Source organism: Petralouisia muris (genome assembly GCF_004793545.1).
Lineage (GTDB): Bacteria > Bacillota > Clostridia > Lachnospirales > Lachnospiraceae > Petralouisia > Petralouisia muris.
The window spans coordinates 21,794-42,031 of the sequence record NZ_SRYA01000012.1; the positions used below are offsets into that span (position 1 = coordinate 21,794).

General features: G+C 43.3%; 24 protein-coding genes. All 24 read right to left on the bottom strand.

Annotated elements, in window-relative coordinates:
* The 24 genes from fliQ to codY all read right to left on the bottom strand — a co-directional run bounded on the left by fliQ (position 1) and on the right by codY (position 20,129).
* Entirely contained in the window at positions 1-273 is a 273-nt protein-coding gene (gene fliQ / locus E5329_RS07485; protein ID WP_135988948.1) for a flagellar biosynthesis protein FliQ, read from the bottom strand.
* Positions 274-325: 52 nt separating this feature from the next.
* Complete coding sequence (gene fliP / locus E5329_RS07490) at positions 326-1,228, bottom strand: flagellar type III secretion system pore protein FliP (RefSeq protein WP_135988949.1); 903 nt, start codon at positions 1,226-1,228, stop codon at positions 326-328.
* A gap of 10 nt (positions 1,229-1,238) precedes the next feature.
* Positions 1,239-1,619: a flagellar biosynthetic protein FliO gene (locus E5329_RS07495; RefSeq protein ID WP_135988950.1), complete on the bottom strand. Its 381-nt coding sequence runs from the start codon at positions 1,617-1,619 to the stop codon at positions 1,239-1,241.
* Position 1,620: 1 nt separating this feature from the next.
* Complete coding sequence (locus tag E5329_RS07500) at positions 1,621-1,983, bottom strand: response regulator (protein WP_135988951.1); 363 nt, start codon at positions 1,981-1,983, stop codon at positions 1,621-1,623.
* Positions 1,984-2,023: 40 nt separating this feature from the next.
* Positions 2,024-3,205, bottom strand: coding sequence for a flagellar motor switch phosphatase FliY (gene fliY / locus E5329_RS07505; protein ID WP_135989041.1), 1,182 nt, complete (start codon positions 3,203-3,205; stop codon positions 2,024-2,026).
* Positions 3,206-3,227: 22 nt separating this feature from the next.
* Positions 3,228-4,208 carry a flagellar motor switch protein FliM gene (fliM, locus tag E5329_RS07510; RefSeq protein ID WP_135988952.1) on the bottom strand — a complete coding sequence of 327 codons (981 nt, stop codon included), beginning with the start codon at positions 4,206-4,208 and terminating at the stop codon, positions 3,228-3,230.
* A gap of 54 nt (positions 4,209-4,262) precedes the next feature.
* Positions 4,263-4,784, bottom strand: coding sequence for a flagellar basal body-associated FliL family protein (locus E5329_RS07515; protein ID WP_135988953.1), 522 nt, complete (start codon positions 4,782-4,784; stop codon positions 4,263-4,265).
* 15 nt (positions 4,785-4,799) lie between these two features.
* Entirely contained in the window at positions 4,800-5,627 is an 828-nt protein-coding gene (locus tag E5329_RS07520; RefSeq protein WP_135988954.1) for an OmpA/MotB family protein, read from the bottom strand.
* The gene (locus E5329_RS07525) at positions 5,627-6,415 is read right to left on the bottom strand and encodes a motility protein A (RefSeq protein WP_135988955.1); all 789 of its coding nucleotides are present in this window, start codon (positions 6,413-6,415) and stop codon (positions 5,627-5,629) included. Before E5329_RS07525 ends, E5329_RS07520 begins: the two co-directional genes overlap by 1 nt.
* Before the next feature lie 75 nt (positions 6,416-6,490).
* Positions 6,491-6,700, bottom strand: coding sequence for a flagellar FlbD family protein (locus E5329_RS07530; RefSeq protein WP_135988956.1), 210 nt, complete (start codon positions 6,698-6,700; stop codon positions 6,491-6,493).
* 99 nt (positions 6,701-6,799) lie between these two features.
* On the bottom strand, positions 6,800-8,434 hold the full coding sequence (locus tag E5329_RS07535; protein ID WP_135988957.1) for a flagellar hook protein FlgE: 1,635 nt from the start codon (positions 8,432-8,434) through the stop codon (positions 6,800-6,802).
* 81 nt (positions 8,435-8,515) lie between these two features.
* Entirely contained in the window at positions 8,516-8,914 is a 399-nt protein-coding gene (locus E5329_RS07540) for a TIGR02530 family flagellar biosynthesis protein (RefSeq protein WP_135988958.1), read from the bottom strand.
* Positions 8,915-9,030: 116 nt separating this feature from the next.
* The gene (locus tag E5329_RS07545; protein ID WP_135988959.1) at positions 9,031-9,789 is read right to left on the bottom strand and encodes a flagellar hook capping FlgD N-terminal domain-containing protein; all 759 of its coding nucleotides are present in this window, start codon (positions 9,787-9,789) and stop codon (positions 9,031-9,033) included.
* A 91-nt stretch (positions 9,790-9,880) separates the two neighbouring features.
* On the bottom strand, positions 9,881-11,392 hold the full coding sequence (locus tag E5329_RS07550) for a flagellar hook-length control protein FliK (RefSeq protein ID WP_135988960.1): 1,512 nt from the start codon (positions 11,390-11,392) through the stop codon (positions 9,881-9,883).
* Between the two features lie 126 nt (positions 11,393-11,518).
* On the bottom strand, positions 11,519-12,382 hold the full coding sequence (locus E5329_RS07555; RefSeq protein ID WP_135988961.1) for a MotE family protein: 864 nt from the start codon (positions 12,380-12,382) through the stop codon (positions 11,519-11,521).
* Between the two features lie 13 nt (positions 12,383-12,395).
* Positions 12,396-12,845 (bottom strand): flagellar export protein FliJ, encoded by a 450-nt coding sequence (gene fliJ, locus E5329_RS07560; RefSeq protein ID WP_135988962.1) that lies wholly within the window; start codon positions 12,843-12,845, stop codon positions 12,396-12,398.
* A 3-nt stretch (positions 12,846-12,848) separates the two neighbouring features.
* On the bottom strand, positions 12,849-14,153 hold the full coding sequence (gene fliI / locus E5329_RS07565; protein ID WP_135988963.1) for a flagellar protein export ATPase FliI: 1,305 nt from the start codon (positions 14,151-14,153) through the stop codon (positions 12,849-12,851).
* A 12-nt stretch (positions 14,154-14,165) separates the two neighbouring features.
* Positions 14,166-14,990, bottom strand: a complete 825-nt coding sequence (locus E5329_RS30535) for a FliH/SctL family protein (protein WP_275443099.1) — start codon at positions 14,988-14,990, stop codon at positions 14,166-14,168.
* A complete protein-coding gene (gene fliG, locus E5329_RS07575) occupies positions 14,983-15,993 on the bottom strand; it encodes a flagellar motor switch protein FliG (protein WP_135988964.1) in 1,011 nt (336 codons plus the stop codon). The genes E5329_RS30535 and fliG overlap by 8 nt, the downstream gene beginning before the upstream one ends.
* A 4-nt stretch (positions 15,994-15,997) precedes the next feature.
* The gene (gene fliF, locus E5329_RS07580; protein ID WP_135988965.1) at positions 15,998-17,608 is read right to left on the bottom strand and encodes a flagellar basal-body MS-ring/collar protein FliF; all 1,611 of its coding nucleotides are present in this window, start codon (positions 17,606-17,608) and stop codon (positions 15,998-16,000) included.
* Between the two features lie 45 nt (positions 17,609-17,653).
* Complete coding sequence (locus E5329_RS07585; RefSeq protein ID WP_135988966.1) at positions 17,654-17,965, bottom strand: flagellar hook-basal body complex protein FliE; 312 nt, start codon at positions 17,963-17,965, stop codon at positions 17,654-17,656.
* Positions 17,966-18,054: 89 nt separating this feature from the next.
* Entirely contained in the window at positions 18,055-18,495 is a 441-nt protein-coding gene (gene flgC / locus E5329_RS07590) for a flagellar basal body rod protein FlgC (protein ID WP_135988967.1), read from the bottom strand.
* A 28-nt stretch (positions 18,496-18,523) separates the two neighbouring features.
* Positions 18,524-18,922, bottom strand: coding sequence for a flagellar basal body rod protein FlgB (gene flgB / locus E5329_RS07595; protein WP_135988968.1), 399 nt, complete (start codon positions 18,920-18,922; stop codon positions 18,524-18,526).
* Between the two features lie 418 nt (positions 18,923-19,340).
* The gene (gene codY / locus E5329_RS07600) at positions 19,341-20,129 is read right to left on the bottom strand and encodes a GTP-sensing pleiotropic transcriptional regulator CodY (RefSeq protein ID WP_135988969.1); all 789 of its coding nucleotides are present in this window, start codon (positions 20,127-20,129) and stop codon (positions 19,341-19,343) included.
* Positions 20,130-20,238 lie beyond the last annotated feature (109 nt).

Sequence of the window (20,238 nt, forward strand, 5' to 3'; positions counted from 1 at the left end):
CTAACGCAGATACAGGCCAAAATTACTCCACAGCTCGGTCATAAAGCCTGTCAGATTCTCCAGAATCCAGCCGCCTAACAGCATCATTCCTAAAAAGACAACAAGGATTTTGGGCACAAACGTCAGCGTCTGTTCCTGAATGGAAGTGACTGTCTGAAAAATACTGACAATCAGACCTATAATCAATGAAATCAACAACAATGGCGTGGATACTTTGATAATCAAAAACAATGCTTCTCTTGCAATATCCAGTACCTGTCCTTCTGTAATCATCTGTTCTTACCTCTACACTCTGCAACCACTTGCAGAGACAAGTGGTTGTTATTTAATGAAATGTTTTTACCAGGCTGCCAATCAAAAGATCCCATCCATCTGCCAGTACAAAAAGCAGAATTTTAAAAGGCATGGAAATCGTAGTAGGCGGCAGCATCATCATACCCATAGACATTAATACGGAGGCAACCACCATATCAATCACAATAAAAGGAATATAAATCAGAAAACCAATAATAAATGCTGTCCGCAATTCACTGATAATAAACGCCGGTATTACCACATTCATGGGAATGGGCTCTAACGTCTCAGGCTCACTTAAATCCATGCCTGTCATATCAATCTCTGCAATATCACAAAACAGCTTTAAATCTTTCCTCTGCATTTCCTTATACATAAATCTTCGGATTGGATCTTCTATCCGCTCCAGGGCTTCTTCCTGATTAATCTCATTGGCTTCTAAAGGCTGAATCACTGTTTCATTAATTTCAGAAAACACAGGATTCATGATAAATAACGTTAAAAACAATGCAAGCCCTATCATCACCTGGTTAGGCGGTACCGTTTGAGTTCCCACTGCAGTCCTTACAAAATGCAGCACAATAATAATTCTGGTAAAGGACGTGAGCATAATCAGAATAGAAGGCGCCAATGAAATTACTGTAAGCACCAGCAGAATCCGAATATTGGCAGATAGATTACCTTCTTCATTATTCCAACTGACATTAAAGCCATTGGTTGTACCGCGCTCTGCCGTCTGCGTATTCGGCGGACTCAATTCGCCTAACTCCTGCCTTGTCTCATCTGTCACCCGTTGGTTTTCATCCTGATTGTTATCCTGAACAGTTCCTGTTGCATATGCACTTTGACTGAAAATCAAAAACAATGCAAGCAGCAGCGTCATTGTCCCAAAGGCCAGGGAAGCTCTGCAACATATTTTTTTCAGTTTTTTCATCGCGCTTTTCCTACTTCCTGGGAATTTTTTTCTTCAAGTTATCTAGTATTTCCTGAAAACTCTCATTTAATTTGATTTCTTTTCTGTCTTCTGCAGACGGAAAATAAGTCAATTGATCTTCTGTTAATTCTGTCAGTACATTTATCGTATCTTTACAGACGGAAATAACCAGATATTTTTTTCCAACCTGAATAATCTGAATAAACTTATTATTGTTTACCCGAAATGTTTCCATCACCTGTATATTTCGATGAAGTGTGATCCCCTGCTGGTAACCCGCAATCCATTTTGTAACCAGATACGTAAGCACCAGCACAAACAGGAAAATCAACAATATGCCAACCAGTTGGAAAAAACTCTCCCATCCTGAGGAAATTTCCAGTAAAACCATGCTATCCAACTACTTTTTTTACAGCTTCCAACACACGCTCTGCCTGGAAAGGCTTTACAATGAAGTCCTTTGCCCCAGACTGAATCGCTTCGATAACCATTGCCTGCTGGCCCATTGCAGAACACATAATCACACATGCAGAGGGGTCGGCAGACTTAATCTGCTTCAATGCCTGAATTCCATCCATTTCCGGCATGGTAATATCCATCAGCACCAAATCCGGCTTTGTCTCATTATACTTCTCTACTGCTTTCAGGCCATTCTCGGCTTCCCCTGCAATATTGTAGCCATTCTTGGTAAGAATGTCCTTGATCATCATTCTCATAAATGCTGCATCATCACAAATTAAAATATTCTTTGCCATGTCTTCTTCTCCTTGATATCACTTTAAATTATTTGTTTTCTTAGTTATTTATTATTTCGGTAATACGTACGCCAAAATTTTCTTCCAGTACTACTACTTCGCCTTTGGCTACATATTTACCATTTACTAACACATCAATCGGTTCCCCTGCAATCTTATTTAATTCAATGATTGTACCTGGCGCAAATTCCAGAATATCATGAATTGATTTACTGGTTCTCCCAAGTTCCACTGTAACATCAAGAGGAACATCCATAATCAGCCCAATATTCTCCTGTTGGGTAATCGGATTAAAATCACCGGAAAATGCCTGGAATTGAGCCGGCTGTACATTGACTGGCTGCTGAGCATACATCTGAGACATATCACCCATAGGCATTCCCATCATCGGCTGGCCCATCATTGGCTGCTGCATCATCGGCTGACCCATCATTGGCTGCTGCATCATTGGCTGACCCATTTGAGGTGCCGACGCAGGCTGGGGTGCCGGTGCAGGCTGAGATGCGGGCGCTGCATCTGCCGGTGCAGGAGAAACATCCGCCTCCATATTATTTGCAACACTGGAACACATTTCTTTTGCAAAAGAAAACGGATACAACTGCATAATTTCACTGTTAATCAAATCTCCAATTTCCATTTTAAATGAAATCTTTACAAAACGGCCTGCCAGAAATTCATCAATTTCTTCTCCGCTTATGGTATCTTTCAAATCTACCAGGTCAGCGGAAGGCGGACTGATATCAATCATCTTATTCAGCATTGACGACAGAGATGTAGCTGCACTTCCCATCATCTGATTCATTGCTTCACTGATTGCACTTAAATGAAGTTCTCCCAATTCACCCTCCAGATTCGTGCCATCTCCGCCCATCATCAAATCTGTAATAATTTTAACATCCTGTTCTTTCAATACCAAAAGGTTGCTTCCATCCAAACCTACCGTATAAGCAATTCTGATAAACACACAGGGTCTTTCATATGCTTCTACAATATCATCCCAGGTAGCAAAGGTAACTACAGGCGTAGAAATATCTACCTTCCTGTTTACCAGAGAAAACAGCGCTGTGGCTGCTGTTCCCATACTGATATTGGAAATCTCGCCTATCGCATCAATTTCATCCGGCGTCAGAACGCCAAAATCATCTGCTCCATTAACTGCATCCAAACCGGAATCGTCATTCAACAAAGCGCTAATCTCTTCCTGTGATAAAACTCCATCCATTCCATCCATTCCATCCATAACGTCACTGCTCCTCTCTGATTACTGATGTAACTCTTACTGCATACAGATCGCCAGACGCACCAGGCAAAGCAGTAAACTTCTTAATATTTCCAACATATACATCCAATTCATCTTCTACTTTTCTATCTAAACGAACAATATCTCCAACCTGAAGATTTATAAAATCACTGACAGAAATTACGCTTTTGCCTAAAACTGCCTTAACCGGCATAGGAGCTTTGGAAATAACGGACTCAATAATTTCCGTATACTCTTGCTCCCCCCGTGCCTGCATTGTAGAAAACCAATACTTGGTATTCAATTTGTCCATAGCATCTTCCAATGTCATATAGGGCAGGCAAATATTCATCATACCTTCCACATCGCCGATCTTCATATTGATTGTAATAATAGCAATCATCTCACTTGGAGAAATAAACTGCGCAAATTGAGAATTTGTCTCAATCCGTTCCAGTCTTGGATGTATTTCAGTTACATTCTCCCAAGGCTCTCTGAGCAGGTTAATGCATACATTCATAATACGTTCAATAATCAGCAGCTCAATTTCCGAAAAATCACGGCTCCGTTCCAGCGGAACTCCTTCCCCGCCCAGCATACGATCCACCATGGCATAACCCAGATTGGACGCCAGGTCTATAATGATACTGCCCGGCATCGGTGCGAAGTTCACGATTCCCAAAAGCACCGGATTCGTCAGGGAATTGGAAAATTCCGAATATGTAACTGCCTCCGAATTCATTACTTCTATCTGTATATTCTTCCTCAGATACGCAGGAAGATTCGTTGACAACAGTCTTCCGTAATGTTCAAATATAATTTCCATCGTTCTGAGATGTTCTTTAGAAAACTTCGCAGGCCTTGCAAAATCGTAATCCTTAACCTGTTTCTCTCCTGTGTCCTTAATCTCATCCGCATCCAGTTCACCATTGCTTAAAGCGCTCAGCAGACTGTCTATCTCATTTTGCGATAAGACCTCGCCCATCTTCTCTCACCACCTGACATTTATCTTGTAATTTTCTGATTGGTATAAGTTTCTTTATTCATAAGTATAAGTAGGAAATGCTACACTTACAATAAAATCAGAATCAAACATCCGGCGGAGACGGGCAAGAATCTCATCCTGCACATCAGCCTGGCTTTCTCGCATTTCTTCAATGGTATGGCTTCCCACAATTTTATTTACTTCATCTCGAATCAGATCTGCCTTGGCAGAAATTCCATCCGGTCCGTAAGTTTTATATCCTTCACTCTTGTTATCCAACGCAAGCGATACAGAGATAACTGCATGATGCGCCTCACCGTCTTCCCCTGTCTTCAGATTAATGGTGAGAGACTCCCCATCGGAAAGGCTGACAGTTTCTATCCGATCCATCGGAATATTAAGAGCGGAATTATCCTTGCCGCCTTCTAATTCTAAATCAATGGCGGAACACACTTTCGTAATCAACTCATTCGCTTTTTTTGTCTGAGGCACAACAGAAATCATCAAGATCGCTGTTAAAACCAGATTCGCAAGTACCAGTGCCAAAATTAAAACACTCATTAGATTCTTTTTCATTGCTGTCTTTCCTTTCTAATTTGAATTATACGAATTGTATATTTTAATCTCCACCCTCCGGTTCCTTGCCCGTCCCTCAGGCGTTCCATTATCTGCCACAGGATTATATTCCCCGCATCCGGTCGCATTGATCTTCCCTGCTTCCAGAGCAGTCTTTCCTAATACATAATTCTTCACCGCAAATGCACGGTAAGCAGATAACACATCATTATTCTCATACTGTTCGTTACTTATGGGAACATTATCAGTATGTCCCTCTATATCAATCAGACTGCTGTCATAATTTTCTAAAATCAATGATAATTTATCCACAAGCGGAAGCGCATCTTCCCGTATCTGTGACTGGCCGGAATCAAACAGCAGTGCACCGTTTAATGTAATGCGAACAAACTGGGCGTTAGAATCCACTTCTACCTGTTCTCCAATTCTCTGCTCTTCTAGCATCTTCTCAATCTGTTCCGCCATTTCTTCCGATTCTTTCAAACCAGCTTCCGTCATCTCCTGCTTCAATGCCTCTTCCGGATTGTCTTCCTCTTTCTCGTTATCTTCTCCTTCTTCTTTGCTTTTGGAATTGGAAGCTTCCATATAATACTGATCCAATAACTGAAGCTGGTTCACGCCTGCTGCCACCATCTGTCCATCTCCGATTGAGGAACCTCCCTGGGGCAGGATGCTGAAGCTGTGCTCTAAGGACTGCACCAGCGCTTCAAACTTATCCGCATCCACAGAGGACATGGAGAACAGAAGAACGAAAAAACAAAGTAGGAGATTCATTAAGTCTGCGAAGGTATTCATCCAGTTGGCTGTTCCGCCGCCGGAATCCTTTTTCTTCTTCTTTGCCACTATTCTTCACCTCCGCCCTGATCCGTCATGCCTTCTCGCATCTTCGGAGACAGGAAAGATTTTAATTTTTCTTCAATTACACGTGGATTCTCACCAGCCTGAATGGACAGAAGACCTTCCACTGTAATTTCTTTAATTCTGATTTCTTCGTCATTATTTACCTTTAGCTTTGCCGCAGTAGGGTTACAGAGCCAGTTGGCAATCAAGGAACCATACAATGTGGTAACCAACGCCACTGACATGGATGGTCCTACGGTAGAAGGGTCATCCAGCTTTGCCAACATGTTGATCAAACCGATCAAAGTTCCAATCATACCCCAGGCAGGGCCAAGACCTTCCCATGCCTTCCAGAATCCAATATTTACATTATGCCGCTCTTCCACGCTGAGCAAATCCGCTTCCATAATTCCTCTTACCAGTTCTGGATCTGTACCGTCAACCACCAGCATGACGCCCTTTTTCAAAAATTCATCTTCAATTCCGTTCGCAGCTTCTTCCAATGCCAGAAGCCCTTCTTTTCTTGCTATATTTGACAAATCAATAATGTTCTTAATTACTTCGCTTACATCTGCCTTTGTGTCTTTAAATGTCAGTGTAATGGATTTCAGACCATTAATGAAATCCGAAAGTTTATGGGAGGCCAACGTACCAGCCAAAGATCCTCCGATGGTGATGATAACGGAAGGCACATCCCAGAAGTCCCTCGTAAGGTTACCTCCACCATTGATAACTCCAAACACAAACAAAAAAATTCCAAGTATAATACCCAATATAGACGCTATATCCACTTTAGCCACCTGCCCTTTTCATCCATGAAATATATTCTATCCGTAAATCATGCTTATGGAGTGATATTTCATAAGCTATTCTTTTTCCAACCAGGGAAGACCGGTCGTCATAATTTCTCTCTTGTATAATATTACTAAATTTTTTATCTCTTGTCTACTTTCTTTTACAATTAATTTCTTCCCAGTTACAAAAGAAAGGACAGTATCCGGCGTTTCCTCCACGCTTTCAATTAATTCTGCATTGACAAGCACCGTCGAACCATTTAGTTTCGTAACTTCTATCATGGAGCTTCACCTCACAGTAGATTGGGGAACTATGGTACAGTTCCCCAATATTATATTTCCATGCTGATTACCATGCCGTAATTCCAGCTTTACTTTTTATTAACGTTTCAGGTTCACCAGCTCTTCCAACAGGGTGTCAGAAGTTGTGATAATTCTGGAATTCGCCTGGAATCCTCTCTGGGTGGTAATCATTTCCGTAAATTCCGTAGAAAGATCTACGTTGGACATCTCCAAAACGCCGCTGTCCATCTTGCCGCCGTCTGCGGTGATGTCCTGGCCGATTCCATCGAACTCACCGGAGTTCAATGTGGCGCGGTAACAGTTGTCTCCCAGCTTCTCCAGACCAGAGGGATTGGCAAACACTGCAACTGCAATCTGTCCCAGCAATACGGTGTTTCCGTTGTCATAGCTTCCAAAAATCTGTCCGTCCTGACGTACCTCCAAACTAGTCAGGTCGCCCAGCTTCTTACCGGTGCCGGTGGTCTTATCTGTTGCTCCCTTTACCAAATCCATCGTAGAGCTTCCTGCATTATCGTAACATGTTGTCTGACTAAAATCAACATTGATATTCTGGAATTGTGTGCCAAGTGCGCCCATGTTGAAGGATACGCTGCTATTTCCCTGTGCGCCAATGTAATTAAAGGTACCGGCATTGGTTCCGCCTGGGTTAAAGGCCAGCTGATAGCCTACAACATTCTCTGTATACGGATATTCTGCAGAAGTGCCCACCCCCACAATATTTGCAGGATTAAAATTCTCCAGCTGAGACCCTGTAAGTCCGAATACATCCGTAACAGAATAGCTGATAGCCCCGCCGTTGTTATAAGTGCCCGTATTGGCGTCATAATTTAAATTAACTCCATCTTTATCTCTAATCTGGCCATTGACATATTCAAATCCCGGCTGCAATTTAAAGGTTCTGGTAACTGCTGTACCAGTTTCACCTGCGGCTGCATCTCCAAAAAGATTTGCTTTTGCCGCATCTAAACTCAGGTTATTCCTTGCAGCATATTCATTCAAAATAGAACGGTTGCTAGAGTCCACGATATCCGACAATTCCACAGAATATGTCTTTGCGTCCGGATCAATTGTTTTTACTGCAAATTTAGCGGTATAATTATACCCCAGCGCATCATAGAAATTCAAGGACAATACATATCCGCCGTCGGAATTCGCCTGAGTATTCGTGGAATCCAAAACGCCGCTGCAGGTTGCTTCCGTGGTCGCCTCAGGCGGAGAAGTCATGTTTTCTTCTGTCATAATCTTCAAAGCAGACACAGTATCCTTACGGATGGTTCCAGTGGTGGGATCTACCTGCCATCCCATTACCGTATATCCATTTGCCTTGGTGGCAAGGTTGCCGGCTCCGTCAACATAGAAAGCTCCTGCCTTGGTAAAAAGGTTCTCGGAACCGTTATTTACAATAAAGAAGCTGTCTCCGGTAATCTTTAAGTCCCAGCCGTCTCCGGTGGTCTGTGTTGCTCCAGGTGAGCTGATATTTATGGACGTGGAACCTGTGGTAACGCCAAGACCGATCTGCTTGGCGTTAACGCCCCCCTTAGTAGCGGTTGCACCAGATGCACCGGACATGTTCTGATACATAATCTCACTGAATGTGGTACTAGATGATTTAAAGGCAACGGTATTTACGTTTGCAATATTATTACCAATTACATCCATCTTCTGCTGATGTGTTTTCAATCCAGACACACCAGAATACAATGCTCTCATCATAACGAAATGACCTCCTAATTCTTGACTGCCGTAAGGCCCCTTCTGTCATTCCAGGACCTTCTGCCTCCTGTTTCGGTCCGGCTAGATAATTACGGCTCCGTCGATATTTGTATATACATTTTCTTCAGACTCTGTCTGATCCATTGCTGTGACTACCGTCTTATTGGGCACATTCACAATAAAGGAATAGGAATCTACAATTACAAGGGATTCTCGCATCCCTTTGGCTTCCGCCTTTTCTGCCCCTGTCTCTAAGCGTTCCTTCTGTTCCGTAGAAAGCTCTATGTTCCTGCTCTGCAAGCGCAAGGACGCATGCTTAGAAAATTTCAGCGCAGAACTGTTACTTACTGATTGCTTCTGTTTTAATATATCACCAAAGGACAATTCTCCTTCCGGAGCTGTCAATCCCTGACTGCTTTTTTTCAGATACTGTTCTGTAACCTGTTCAATGGAAGAGAATTGATTTGAAATTTTATTCATGATATCTCTCCGTTCTTAAAGCTTCCCTGCCGTCCTCTGTGCTGCCTGAAAAGTAACTCAGGCAATGGTTACTGTTCTGGTACTGCCGCACCTCTCGCTAAGAAAACACAGTTTCGCTATGTCGTGCTTCCTTCTGTACTTCCGGTTCCGCCACCTTCTGTGCCTCCGGTTCCACCAGCAGTGGCGTCATCCTTTCCGTCTCCGGAATCATCTGGTTTATTTGTATCTGGCGGGCTCAGTTCGTTCATCCTCTTTACCAGATTCTCAAACTTCGTGTAAGCATCTTTGCAATATTGCTTGATATGTGCCTGCTGATAAGCGGTAAGACTGTTATACGCCGCTGTAATCGCCGCCAGTTTCTCTTTATCCGAAAGGAGCAGCTTGCTGGGATCCGGCATCTTTCCGATTTCTTCCTCAAAGTCTTCTGCAATCAGAGTTGCCTCCAGATATTCATCATCCACTACGGTATCCAAATCATCAATGTTATACCAGGAATCGTCGATGGACAGATAAATCTTGCTTCCTTCCTTCCGAACCTGATCTACCCTGCCGGAAATATATTTTGTCTCACCGCTAACGTCAATTCCCATAATTACAGTCTTGCCTACCAGATTGGTAGCCTGGGATGTTTCCAGGGATGCGCGCATATTCTGCATTTCCTCTAAAGATGAGAATGTTGCAAGCTGGGAAATATACTCTGTATTGGAAGTAGGCTCTAATGGGTCCTGATATTTCATCTGCGCTACCAGAAGCTGAAGAAACGCTTCTTTGCCCAGTGCGCCGCCGCTTCGCTCTTTCTTGGCTTCCTCTGCTTCTTTCGCAGGATCATAACCATTCACAATTTCTCCGTTTTGTACTGGTACTGTAACTGCCATAAAATTCTCCTTTCTAAAATTATTATTTTCTGATTTAATTATTCCTGATTTAATTTTAAGCAAATATTCTCAGAATAGAACTATCCTTAACTTAAGCCGTCAAGTCCATACTGTTGCCCTGTTCTGCCATTATCTTAGCGGCAAGGTCTTCTTCTTCAGACAACCCGCCCTCTAATTCCTCCGGGCTGTTGAGATTGATATTTCTTCTGGTAGATTTTCCTGAATCAGCTTCCTGCTGTTCTCCCGGCATATTCTGCTGGTTCTGTTCCAAATTGCGCTCAAACTCATGGCTTGCAATGGTAACTTCAATGGCTTCCACTTTGATGCCCTGCTGGTTCATATTTTCTTTCAATATGGCAACCTGATTCTCTAAGGCTTCTTTTACCGCTTCATTCTGAGCTGCGATTTGAGCTGTAATCATTCCCTCTCTGGAAATCACCTGCAAATAAACTTTTCCAAGATTTGCCGGATTCAGCTGCATCTCAATGGAAGATTCTGCCTGGGTGACCATTACACGGGTCATCTGGCTGACCTGACGCATAATATCTTCCACGTCTATTCTGGTCTGGACAACTGTCTGCGTCACCTCTAATGCCTGTCCCTGATTCACAGTCTGAGTTGTCGTCTGGTATGTGACATGATGTTGGGGACTGTCTGACTTTTCTGTTGTTTTGGAACCCTGTGAAGTATCAGACAAGGATTTTTCAGAAGAATCTTCCTGGCCGTACTCTTCGGAATCAGTCTGATTCTGTACCTCCGTTTTCTGGCTCTGCTGTTCTTGTTCCACTTCTTCCGGAGCGTCAGTCTCTGCCACATGCTCCTGACCATCCATCTCTTTTACCTTCTGATCGGATACTGCGGCTTCGGCAGATGTATTCTGCAATACCTCCCCGCTGTTTTCCATCGTCTTCTCAGAAGCTTCCGCAACCTGCCCTTCCAATTCTGGCTGCAAATACTGCTCTGGCAATTCTCCTGGCTGCTCTTCCAGATCCGCTGTAAGCAGATTCTCTAACTGTTCCATTGCCTGCGGCAGCTCCTCTGGTGAAAGTTCTAACTGTGCCATCAATTCCTGCGTCAAGTCTTTAATTTCCCCGATAATCTGCTGAAAATCCTCGCTTAACAACAGAGAACCAATGTCCTCGCTTCCGGTCAGCTTCATAACCAAATCTGCTAATTTGGAAGGATCCGTCAAATCCATTACGGTCATTCCAAGTGCTTCCATAGCTTCTTTGACTTCTTCCTCTGTCACATCCAGTTCTTCGGCCACTGTTTCCGTGACTTTTTCTTCAAAAGCATCCAGCTTCTCCTTGGCATCCTCTGGTAATTTGTTCTGAGCTTCTCCAGCATTATTCTGCGTAATTGCATGATCCTTAAAACTGCTGCCTGCGGTTTCCTTCACAAAAGCAGCCTGATTATTCAGTTCTGCCTTAGGCGGCTGAATTGCATTTCCATTCCAGAGATTTGTTTCTTTGTTCCCGCCAGAAGTCTGATTCAACAAGGCTCCAAATGCGGGGCTGCCATCCTGCTGGGAATTTTTCTGAGCGCTAACCAGTTCAGAAGCCCGCATCATTGCTGCCATCTGGGATATTTTGCTGCTTGTCATCCCTTTTCCTCCTTTCTTTCAGATTATTTATTATATGATTCCTTATAGAACCCTATAACCATAGTTATTTTACTTTCTGCCGCAAAGCAGAGTACATAACTCTGTAACTGTCGTAAAACTTCTGCCCTACGGCTCCATCATCTTGGTAATTCTTGCTGCCACTTCTGCATTCATGGCTGCAAGAATGTCACTTCTGGAGTCTGTCTCCATATTCTCCAGAATCTTTACCACCAATTTCAGATTATCCTGCATAGCTTCCATAATTGCCGCTGCCTGCTTAGGCTTCATCTCTGAGTAAGTCTTGGCATATTCTTCGATTTCTGCATCTGCCTCCTGCTGCTGTACCACTTGTTTGTAAAGCACTTCTGCATTGGCAGGATCAATACTCTCATAATATGCCTTATATTCAGATATATCGGGTGCATTCTCATTGAACACAACCTCTTTATAGAATTTCGTCTTTTCCTCTTCAAAAGCAGACTGTTCATTCTCAAACTCCCGCAATCTTGCCACTTCTGCTTCCAACTGCGCCACATAATCAGAATTGCCCTGAGACTGGGATTGGGTATTGGAAAGTTCAACCTCCAACTCTTTAATCCGATCAATTGCCTCATTCAATGTAGTATAAGGATACTGAGCATCCACTACCGGTTCTTCTCCTGTCTCTGGTAATATCTTGTTGATGACAGGAACATCCTTTAAAATGGGCTGCAGCACCGTGGAACCGAACCCGCCGATATCCATCTTAATAATAAGGGCAAGAATCGCCAGCCATATGGCAATAAACACAATTGTGGCAAGAATCACTGCGATTTTACTTCCGCCGCTTTCCTCTTCTTCTGCTGTGTCCCCTTCTTCCTGCATCTGTTTCTTCTCTGCTTTTCGCTGTTTCTTCTCTTCTTTCTTTCTGGCTCTTTCTGCTTTCTTCTGGGCCTTTTTATCCAAAGCGCCGCCTTCTTCGCCTGCCTGCTCTAAGATATCTTCTGCCATATGATCCACCACCTTATTTTTCCTCGGCATGATTATGGGTAAAACTTACCAGTTCATCCACCGCCTTGCTTTCTTCCTTTTCCATTTCCTTTTTAAATTCCTCAAAGGCTTTATCTTTGAGAATCTCATGGGTTTTCCGTTCTGTCATTACATTCTGCAGTTTCTTTCTCTCAAGTTCCAGATTACGTTCCGCCACATGAACTGCAACCACCTGATTCTGAATGGCTCCTTTCATCGTTTCAATGGCAATGCGGTTCAGTTTGATTTCCTGAAAATCCAGACGGTCTGCCACCAATTCTCTGGCATGGCTCTCATATGCCCGTCTCCGCTGCCGCAGCCCTTCCAACTTTTCTTCCTCCTGATTCAACCGTACAGCTGCCAGGGAAAAAGAAGTTTTTGCCTGTGCTTCTAATTTATATTTCACATTCAGGATATTCTGCATCTTATATGTAAACTTTGCCATAGTTTAGAACAATCCTTCCATCATACTTATAATTTCTTCGAAGGAAAACTTATCATGGGTCTCCTGCAGCAGAAATTCATTTACTGCATCAATCTTTTCTATGGCATAATCTATATTCTTATTAGAGCCGGATTTATAAGCGCCAATATTAATCAAATCCTCTGCTTCCTGATAAGTTGCCATTACATTTTTCAATTTCCCCGCTGCTTCTTTGTGGCTGCTGTCTGCAATCGAACTCATAACACGGGAAATACTCTGCAGCACGTCAATGGCCGGATAATGATTCTTATGGGCCAGTCTCCGGTCCAGCATAATATGTCCATCCAGAATACTTCTTGCAGTATCCGTAATCGGCTCGTTAAAGTCATCTCCGTCTACCAAAACGGTATACAGTCCAGTAATGGAGCCTTTATCTGAATTGCCTGCCCGCTCTAAAAGCTTTGGCATCTCAGAATACACGCTGGGCGGATACCCTCTGGTTACTGGCGGTTCTCCAGAAGCAAGGCCGATTTCCCTCTGAGCCATGGAAAAACGTGTCAGGGAATCCATCATCAGCAATACATCCTTGCCCTGATCCCTGAAATACTCTGCAATGGCAGTGGCAGTCTTGGCTGCATTCCTTCGAAGGAGCGCCGGCCTGTCAGAAGTAGCTACAATCACAACGGATCTGCGCATTCCTTCTTCTCCCATATCCCTCTCGATAAATTCTCTGACTTCCCTGCCTCGCTCTCCAATCAGTGCAATCACATTGATATCTGCCTTCGTATTTCTTGCAAACATGCCAAGCAGCGTACTCTTTCCAACGCCAGAACCGGCAAAAATACCAATTCTCTGTCCCTTTCCCACTGTAATCAGACCATCTACCGCTTTCACTCCCAGAGGAAGCACTTCGCTGATAATTACTCTTTCCATGGGATCTGGCGGCGGCGCATCTACCGGATATTCCTCCCGCAAAGTCAGTTCTTCGATATCTGTAGGCCTTCCCATACCGTCCAGTGTATGGCCCAGCATCTCATCTCCTACACAAACAGACAAAGGATGTCCCGTATTTTCTACGATACATCCTACGCCCAATCCCTCTACGCTCTCATAAGGCATCAGAAGCAGTCTCTTATCCCGGAAACCAACTACTTCCGCCATAATTGAAATATTCCTGTTCTTATCAATAATGATCCTGCACAAGTCATTCAGTTTGGCATTTGGTCCCACAGACTCAATCGTAAGTCCTACAATTTTTACCACTTTCCCCAGGTGTCTGTAATAATTCCTGTCTGCTAATTGATAATACTTATCCAAATTATATGTCACAATATCGCTTCCTCACAAACTTAATGACCGCAGTGCTTTTATCAGATTATCGAGCTGGACGTCTGATCCACAGTCAAATACGCCGGAATCCGTCTCAATCATACATTGTCTCTCCTTCAAGCTTGCATCTGCCATAATCTCCACATGTACGGCGTCTCCAACCCGTTCTGTAATCTCATTCTTATGATTTTCCATAAACTCATAATCTTTCAAACTCACCCTTACCTGGAAATCTTTTGTGCCTTCCGTGTTTAAAATTGTCTGCTGTATCAGATAAATCAAAATCTCTTTCTTATCGTCAAACTGTACGTGAAATACTTTTTCAAACACGTCTGCAACAATATTTACCAGATACGGCTCCAATTCTTCTATTTTCTGCCGGTATTCTTCTTCTATCCGACGCTGCTCTTCCTCCATTTGGCTTCTCTTGACAGCAAGTTCTGCTTCAGCCTTGTCATTTCCTTCCTGAAGGCCGCTGCCATAGCCGCTTTCATAGCCGCTTTCCTCCGCCTGTTTCCGAATGGAAACCGCCTGTTCATTGGCCTGGGCAAGAACTGCCTCCGCTCGGCTGCGGGCTTCGGCAAGAATTTCTTCCGCTTCCTGTCTGGCATTTTCCAACAGTTCCTCAGGACTAACCTCTTCTTCCTTGGGAACTGCATCCACCAATTCCATCGGCAGCCCTTCCACAAAACCATCCGCTGACTGCTGTTCCATCAGCTTCTGGGCCATCTCCCGTCTCAATTCCTGCATCCGTTCTTCCACCCGGGCATTGGAATTGATAATCCTTGCATTGTTATTATTGGCAACGATATGCCGCTGCTTATACAAATTAGACAACGATCTCGTCACCTCCGCCTCTGGAGATTACAATCTCTGCTGAATCCTCCAGTTTACGTATAATACCTACAATCTTCTGCTGTGCTTCTTCCACATCTTTCATACGCACCGGCCCCATAAATTCCATATCTTCCTTAATCATGGTTGCCAGACGTTTGGACATATTCTTAAAGATTACATTCTGTACATCTTCATTGGCCGCTTTCAGGGCGATACCCAAATCATTATTATCCACATCCCGAAGCACACGCTGAATCGCACGATCGTCCAGGAGAAGAATATCCTCGAATACGAACATCTTCTTACGGATTTCATCTGCCAATTCTGGTTCTTCAATTTCAAGAGTTTCCATAATATGCTTCTCTGTGGACCGGTCTACGGTATTCAAAATAGAAACAATCGCATCCACACCGCCAACAATTGTATAATCCTGATTTACTAAAGTAGAAAGTTTTCGTTCCAACACACGCTCCACTTCCTTAATTACATCTGGTGAAGTCCTATCCATCAAAGCAATACGCTTTGCAACATCCGCTTGTTTCTCCGGAACCAGAGAACCGATAATCATGGCTGACTGCCCCGCAGACAAATATGATAAAATCATAGCGATTGTCTGGGGATGTTCATCCTGGATAAAGTTCAATAACTGAGCCGGATCTGTCTTACGCACAAACTCAAAGGGACGTACCTGAAGAGAAGCAGTAAGCTTGGAAATAACTCCCTGCGCCTTTTCCTCTCCCAATGCCTTTTCCAACAATTCCTTCGCATAACCGATACCGCCTTCTGCAATATACTGCTGTGCCAGACAAACCTGATAAAATTCATTTAATACATCTTCCTTTGTCTGGGGAGATATGCTTCTGGTATTGGCAATTTCCAGAGTCAGTTCTTCAATTTCTTCTTCTTTCAGATGTTTGAATATAGAAGCTGATTTTTCCGGTCCCAGCGCAATCAACAATATTGCCGCCTTCTGGACGCCATTGTATTCTTCTGAATTTGCCATAACTCTATTCCCACTCCTCGTTCAGCCAGTTTCGCAGCAAAGAAGCCACTGCTTCTGGGTTTTCATCAACAAATTTCTCTATCAGGATACGTGTCTCTGACTTGTCAGAGAATCCGATATCCTCCAGGGAATCCTCTTCTGCTTCTTTGGTAGACGCCAGAAGCGACTCTACGGAAAGCTCCGGCTCCACTTCTGCAACCTGCTGTTCCCGCCTGGTGCTGCGAAATACTACATATCCCAGCATTGCCATAATAATCAGTGCAATTGCCACTGGCAGATAATCCATCACACCCCGGCCACTGTTGTCCGAATACTCAAAAAACGGCACCTCGTATCCTACTACCATGACATTTTCTTCCGGAAATCCGGTGGCCCTTGCCACCATCTGCACAAAATCTTCATCCAGATCCATCCGTACACGTTCACGGTTTGCCGCTACAAATTCATCGAACGTCATATCATCCAACTGGCCGCTTGCCCGCAGAGCATCTTCATTATACACCTGGTACTGGCTGGCCACTACTGTAATAGAGGAATTCTCATAATTTACTTCCCCAATGCCGCCAGTGCTCTCCCGAATCAATTCATTGGTATTATACGTTTCATTTAATTCTTCTGTTGTCTGACTGGAAGCTGCTCCGTCTTCCAGCATATATCCGGTATCATCATCATTCGTATCCGTTCCCGGAACGCCTTCCACACCGCCAGTTGTCTCTGATGTGAATGTCCTCCTGCTGGACACCGGGCCATGTTCCTCTCCGTCTGGCGTAGAATATTCATGATTGGTTTCTTTGGTCTCTGTAAAACTTACATCCAGATTTAATCCCACGGAAACATTGTTAAAAACATTGGTTCCCATCATGATATCTTTGACCTGGCTTTTTACTGCGCTCTCGGCTTTAGTTTTATAGGAAAGCTGCGTATTGGCCGCTCCCATAGCTGTTGCGGAATCTCCGCCGGAAAACAGCATATTCCCAGAAGTATCCATAATTGAAATATCATCTGTTCCCTTATTGCCGATTGCCGTTGCAATCCATCTTGCCAGTCCTGCCGCCGTATCTTCATCCATCTCTCCGGACAAAGACAAAGTAACTGCAGCATAGGAATCCTCCTGCAATGCCAGTACTGTTCCGTCATCCACCGGCATGCTCAAATTGACTGTTGCAGAATTCACACTGTCTAACTGCTGCAAATCCTCTTCTAACTGTTTCTCCAGGTATAACTGATAACGCTTGGTCTTATCTGCCTCTGTGGTACTGAAACCGCCTTCAAATACATTATTCAAATCATAGGAAGAAGCCGGAATTCCATTCTCTCCCAATAAAATCGAAGCATTCGCCCTATCTTGCGCTCTCACCTGAAAATCAAGCCCATCGTCCGAGACTTCAAAGTAAATGCCCTCTCCGTCCAACAATTCTTTCACCTGGGCCGCTTCCTTCGTATCCACACAGCTTCTGATTGGCACCATCGTAGGCGTCGTCAATATCTTCGTGACAATAATCAGCCCTACGATTACCGCAACTGCGATACTTGCAATCAAAGTTTTCTGTTTCACTGAAAACTTATTCCACCATTCGAGGACCCTCTGAGGAACCTCTCTAATTCTTTCCTGCATGTGACTCTCCACCCATCCCGTTCATATGATATTCATTCGTTTCCATTAAATCTGCATATTCATAATCTCTTTGTAGGCTTCAAGCATTTTATCTCTGACTGTTGTGGTATAATTCAAAGTAATGTCTGCCTTTTCCTGCATTGCCGTCAAAGTATGGGTATTAGTCGCATACCCCAGCATAAACTGCATCTCTGCTTCTTCTAACTTGTTCTGTGCATCATTTGCTTCATTCACCATATCCATTGCCGACTGAAGCACACTTTCAAATCCTTTGTCCCCTACGGTAAGCTGTTCATTCTTCAGCGCCGCATTTTTTATGTACTCTGACCCTACACTGCTTAATACTGATATGTCCATAATTAAAAAGCCTCCCTGACCCTGTTTCTTATCTGCGGCTCATAACCTCCTGTCCGCACAGCCAAACGGCTGGTTCAGCAAAACAAAAGTTACTTGCCAAGCTCCAATCCCTTTAATGCAATTGCCTTACTGGTCTCAAATGCAGTCAAATTCGCCTCATAAGACCGACTGGCGTCTATCATATTCGTCATTTCTGTTATAATATTTACATTCGGATATGACACATATCCATTCTCATCCGCATCCGGATGGGACGGATCGTACTTCATTACATATTCACTTTCCGTATCCTCGGAAACTTTGGAAACCTTAACGCCGTTGCCCAAGTAAGCTTCCTGAGTATTGCTTAACACTTTGCTGAAGGGCGTTACCTTCTTCTCCCGGAATGTTACAATCTTACGGGTATAAGGCGTTCCATCTTCTGTTCTTGTAGTCGTGACATTTGCAACGTTCTCAGAAATCACATCCATACGGAAACGCTGCGCAGTCAATGCTGATGTATTAATATCAAATGACTGAAATAATGACATATTCTTTCCTCCCAGCTTCTATTTCGTTCTATTTAATAACACTCTTAATTCTCTGGAATTCTTTGGTCATACTGTCTATCAGCGCATTGTATTGAATCCTTGTAGATGCGAGTTCCGCATACTCCTGTTCTGGATCTACGCTGTTGCCATCCAAACGATAGGAATAATTCTCAATATCGGTATAAATCTCCGCATCCAGATGATCCATATGGCCTTTGTTGATATCGCTGACTTTCTCATCCAGTGAAACATACTTCATCTTTCCAAGTTCCCGTTGGAGCAGCCCTTCAAAATTCACATCCTGCCGCTTATACCCTGGCGTGTCTCCGTTGGAAATATTCTGACTGATGGCAGTTTCCCGCAGCCAGGCTGCGTCCGCCGCTTTCCCCATGATATCAATATAATCATAAATACCGCTGCTTATCATCTCCGCAAACCTCCTTTCGCTTTTCAGTGCTTTCTTCCTATTACATGCTTTCATTAAAAATTCTATTCTACTATATTATAAATTATCCTAATAATAATGCAAGCATTTTTTGTAGTTTTCCTGTAATTTTTACCTTATCTTGTGTTCTGCTGTCGATATATCTACCATTTCTTCCAATTTTCGACTATTTTTCAATATTATTTGGTTCTTTTTTTATCCTTCTTTCCTATTAATATACTTTTAATATACATTTTCTATTTTTCATGGTTCTCCGGCTGCTGCATCCTCTTTTACAACCATGCCCTGATCTGTAAAAAATTCTCCTCCAGAACCTGCTGCTCTCTTCTCCTTTCTGCACGCAAAAAGGATCTATAGCCATTCCTACAAATCCCTTTTGTACTCAAATAACCAAATCCGTTTAGTTATGTTTCATATTCTCTTTTTTAATCTTATCCAATTCGTCAAATACCACGTCATTCAATACTTTTATGTAAGTGCCCTTCATCCCTGAAGAGCGGGATTCTATCACCCCTGCACTTTCAAATTTCCTCAATGCATTGACAATAACGCTTCTGGTAATTCCTACCCTGTCTGCGATTTTACTTGCCACCAGAATGCCTTCCTTGCCTTCCATTTCGTCAAAAATATGTGTAATCGCTTCCAGTTCTGAAAAAGAAAGTGTACCGATTGCAGATTTGACAATCTGTACCTTCCGATTCTCTTCTGCGCTTTCCTCATTCACAGAACGCATCATCTCAAGGCCTACCACGGTTGTTCCGTATTCACTTAAGATAATATCATCAATATCATACTGCTGTTCCAGCCGATATACAAACAGAGTTCCCAGCCTCTCCCCTGCAATATCTATGGGAGTAATAATCGCCCGGTATCTGCGCACATCCTCTGAAACAAATCCAAGTGTTTCTAAATTGACATTCTCTTTAGTGGACAGAATGCCCAGCAAACGCTCATTCAACAGCGGATCAATAAACCCTCCCACTTCGTCTGCAATCAATTCTTTGATTTCTTCCGTTCCCTCGCTGCGGCTGGTTCCAAGTACCTTTCCTTTTTTACTGATGACAAGGATATTGGAATCCAGAATCTCTGTTAAAACTTCACAAATATCACTAAAGATTACTTTCGAGGAATTATTGTTATGCAGCAATTTATTGATTTTTCTTGTCTTATCTAACAACTGGACACCCATAAAACTCCTCCCATGTTAAAGTCTGTACACCTGTTGTATTATTTTGAATTCTACCATGGTTTCCGACAAATTTCAATAAGTTTCTGACATTTTTCACATTTTCTTTGGC

Excerpts from the sequence above, each read along its gene's own strand:
- E5329_RS07550 (WP_135988960.1), bottom strand. The coding sequence starts at position 11,392 with ATGACAAGCAGCAAAATATCCCAGATGGCAGCAATGATGCGGGCTTCT.
- E5329_RS07530 (WP_135988956.1), bottom strand. The coding sequence starts at position 6,700 with ATGATAGAAGTTACGAAACTAAATGGTTCGACGGTGCTTGTCAATGCA.
- fliQ (WP_135988948.1), bottom strand. The coding sequence starts at position 273 with ATGATTACAGAAGGACAGGTACTGGATATTGCAAGAGAAGCATTGTTT.
- fliF (WP_135988965.1), bottom strand. The coding sequence starts at position 17,608 with ATGCAGGAAAGAATTAGAGAGGTTCCTCAGAGGGTCCTCGAATGGTGG.
- fliG (WP_135988964.1), bottom strand. The coding sequence starts at position 15,993 with ATGGCAAATTCAGAAGAATACAATGGCGTCCAGAAGGCGGCAATATTG.
- fliY (WP_135989041.1), bottom strand. The coding sequence starts at position 3,205 with ATGGATGGAGTTTTATCACAGGAAGAGATTAGCGCTTTGTTGAATGAC.
- E5329_RS07555 (WP_135988961.1), bottom strand. The coding sequence starts at position 12,382 with ATGGCAGAAGATATCTTAGAGCAGGCAGGCGAAGAAGGCGGCGCTTTG.
- E5329_RS07535 (WP_135988957.1), bottom strand. The coding sequence starts at position 8,434 with ATGATGAGAGCATTGTATTCTGGTGTGTCTGGATTGAAAACACATCAG.
- fliJ (WP_135988962.1), bottom strand. The coding sequence starts at position 12,845 with ATGGCAAAGTTTACATATAAGATGCAGAATATCCTGAATGTGAAATAT.
- flgC (WP_135988967.1), bottom strand. The coding sequence starts at position 18,495 with ATGTCATTATTTCAGTCATTTGATATTAATACATCAGCATTGACTGCG.
- E5329_RS07500 (WP_135988951.1), bottom strand. The coding sequence starts at position 1,983 with ATGGCAAAGAATATTTTAATTTGTGATGATGCAGCATTTATGAGAATG.
- E5329_RS07545 (WP_135988959.1), bottom strand. The coding sequence starts at position 9,789 with ATGGCAGTTACAGTACCAGTACAAAACGGAGAAATTGTGAATGGTTAT.
- flgB (WP_135988968.1), bottom strand. The coding sequence starts at position 18,922 with ATGATAAGCAGCGGTATTTATGATTATATTGATATCATGGGGAAAGCG.
- E5329_RS07515 (WP_135988953.1), bottom strand. The coding sequence starts at position 4,784 with ATGAAAAAGAATCTAATGAGTGTTTTAATTTTGGCACTGGTACTTGCG.
- E5329_RS07540 (WP_135988958.1), bottom strand. The coding sequence starts at position 8,914 with ATGAATAAAATTTCAAATCAATTCTCTTCCATTGAACAGGTTACAGAA.
- fliM (WP_135988952.1), bottom strand. The coding sequence starts at position 4,208 with ATGGGCGAGGTCTTATCGCAAAATGAGATAGACAGTCTGCTGAGCGCT.
- fliP (WP_135988949.1), bottom strand. The coding sequence starts at position 1,228 with ATGAAAAAACTGAAAAAAATATGTTGCAGAGCTTCCCTGGCCTTTGGG.
- E5329_RS07585 (WP_135988966.1), bottom strand. The coding sequence starts at position 17,965 with ATGGACATATCAGTATTAAGCAGTGTAGGGTCAGAGTACATAAAAAAT.
- codY (WP_135988969.1), bottom strand. The coding sequence starts at position 20,129 with ATGGGTGTCCAGTTGTTAGATAAGACAAGAAAAATCAATAAATTGCTG.
- E5329_RS07495 (WP_135988950.1), bottom strand. The coding sequence starts at position 1,619 with ATGGTTTTACTGGAAATTTCCTCAGGATGGGAGAGTTTTTTCCAACTG.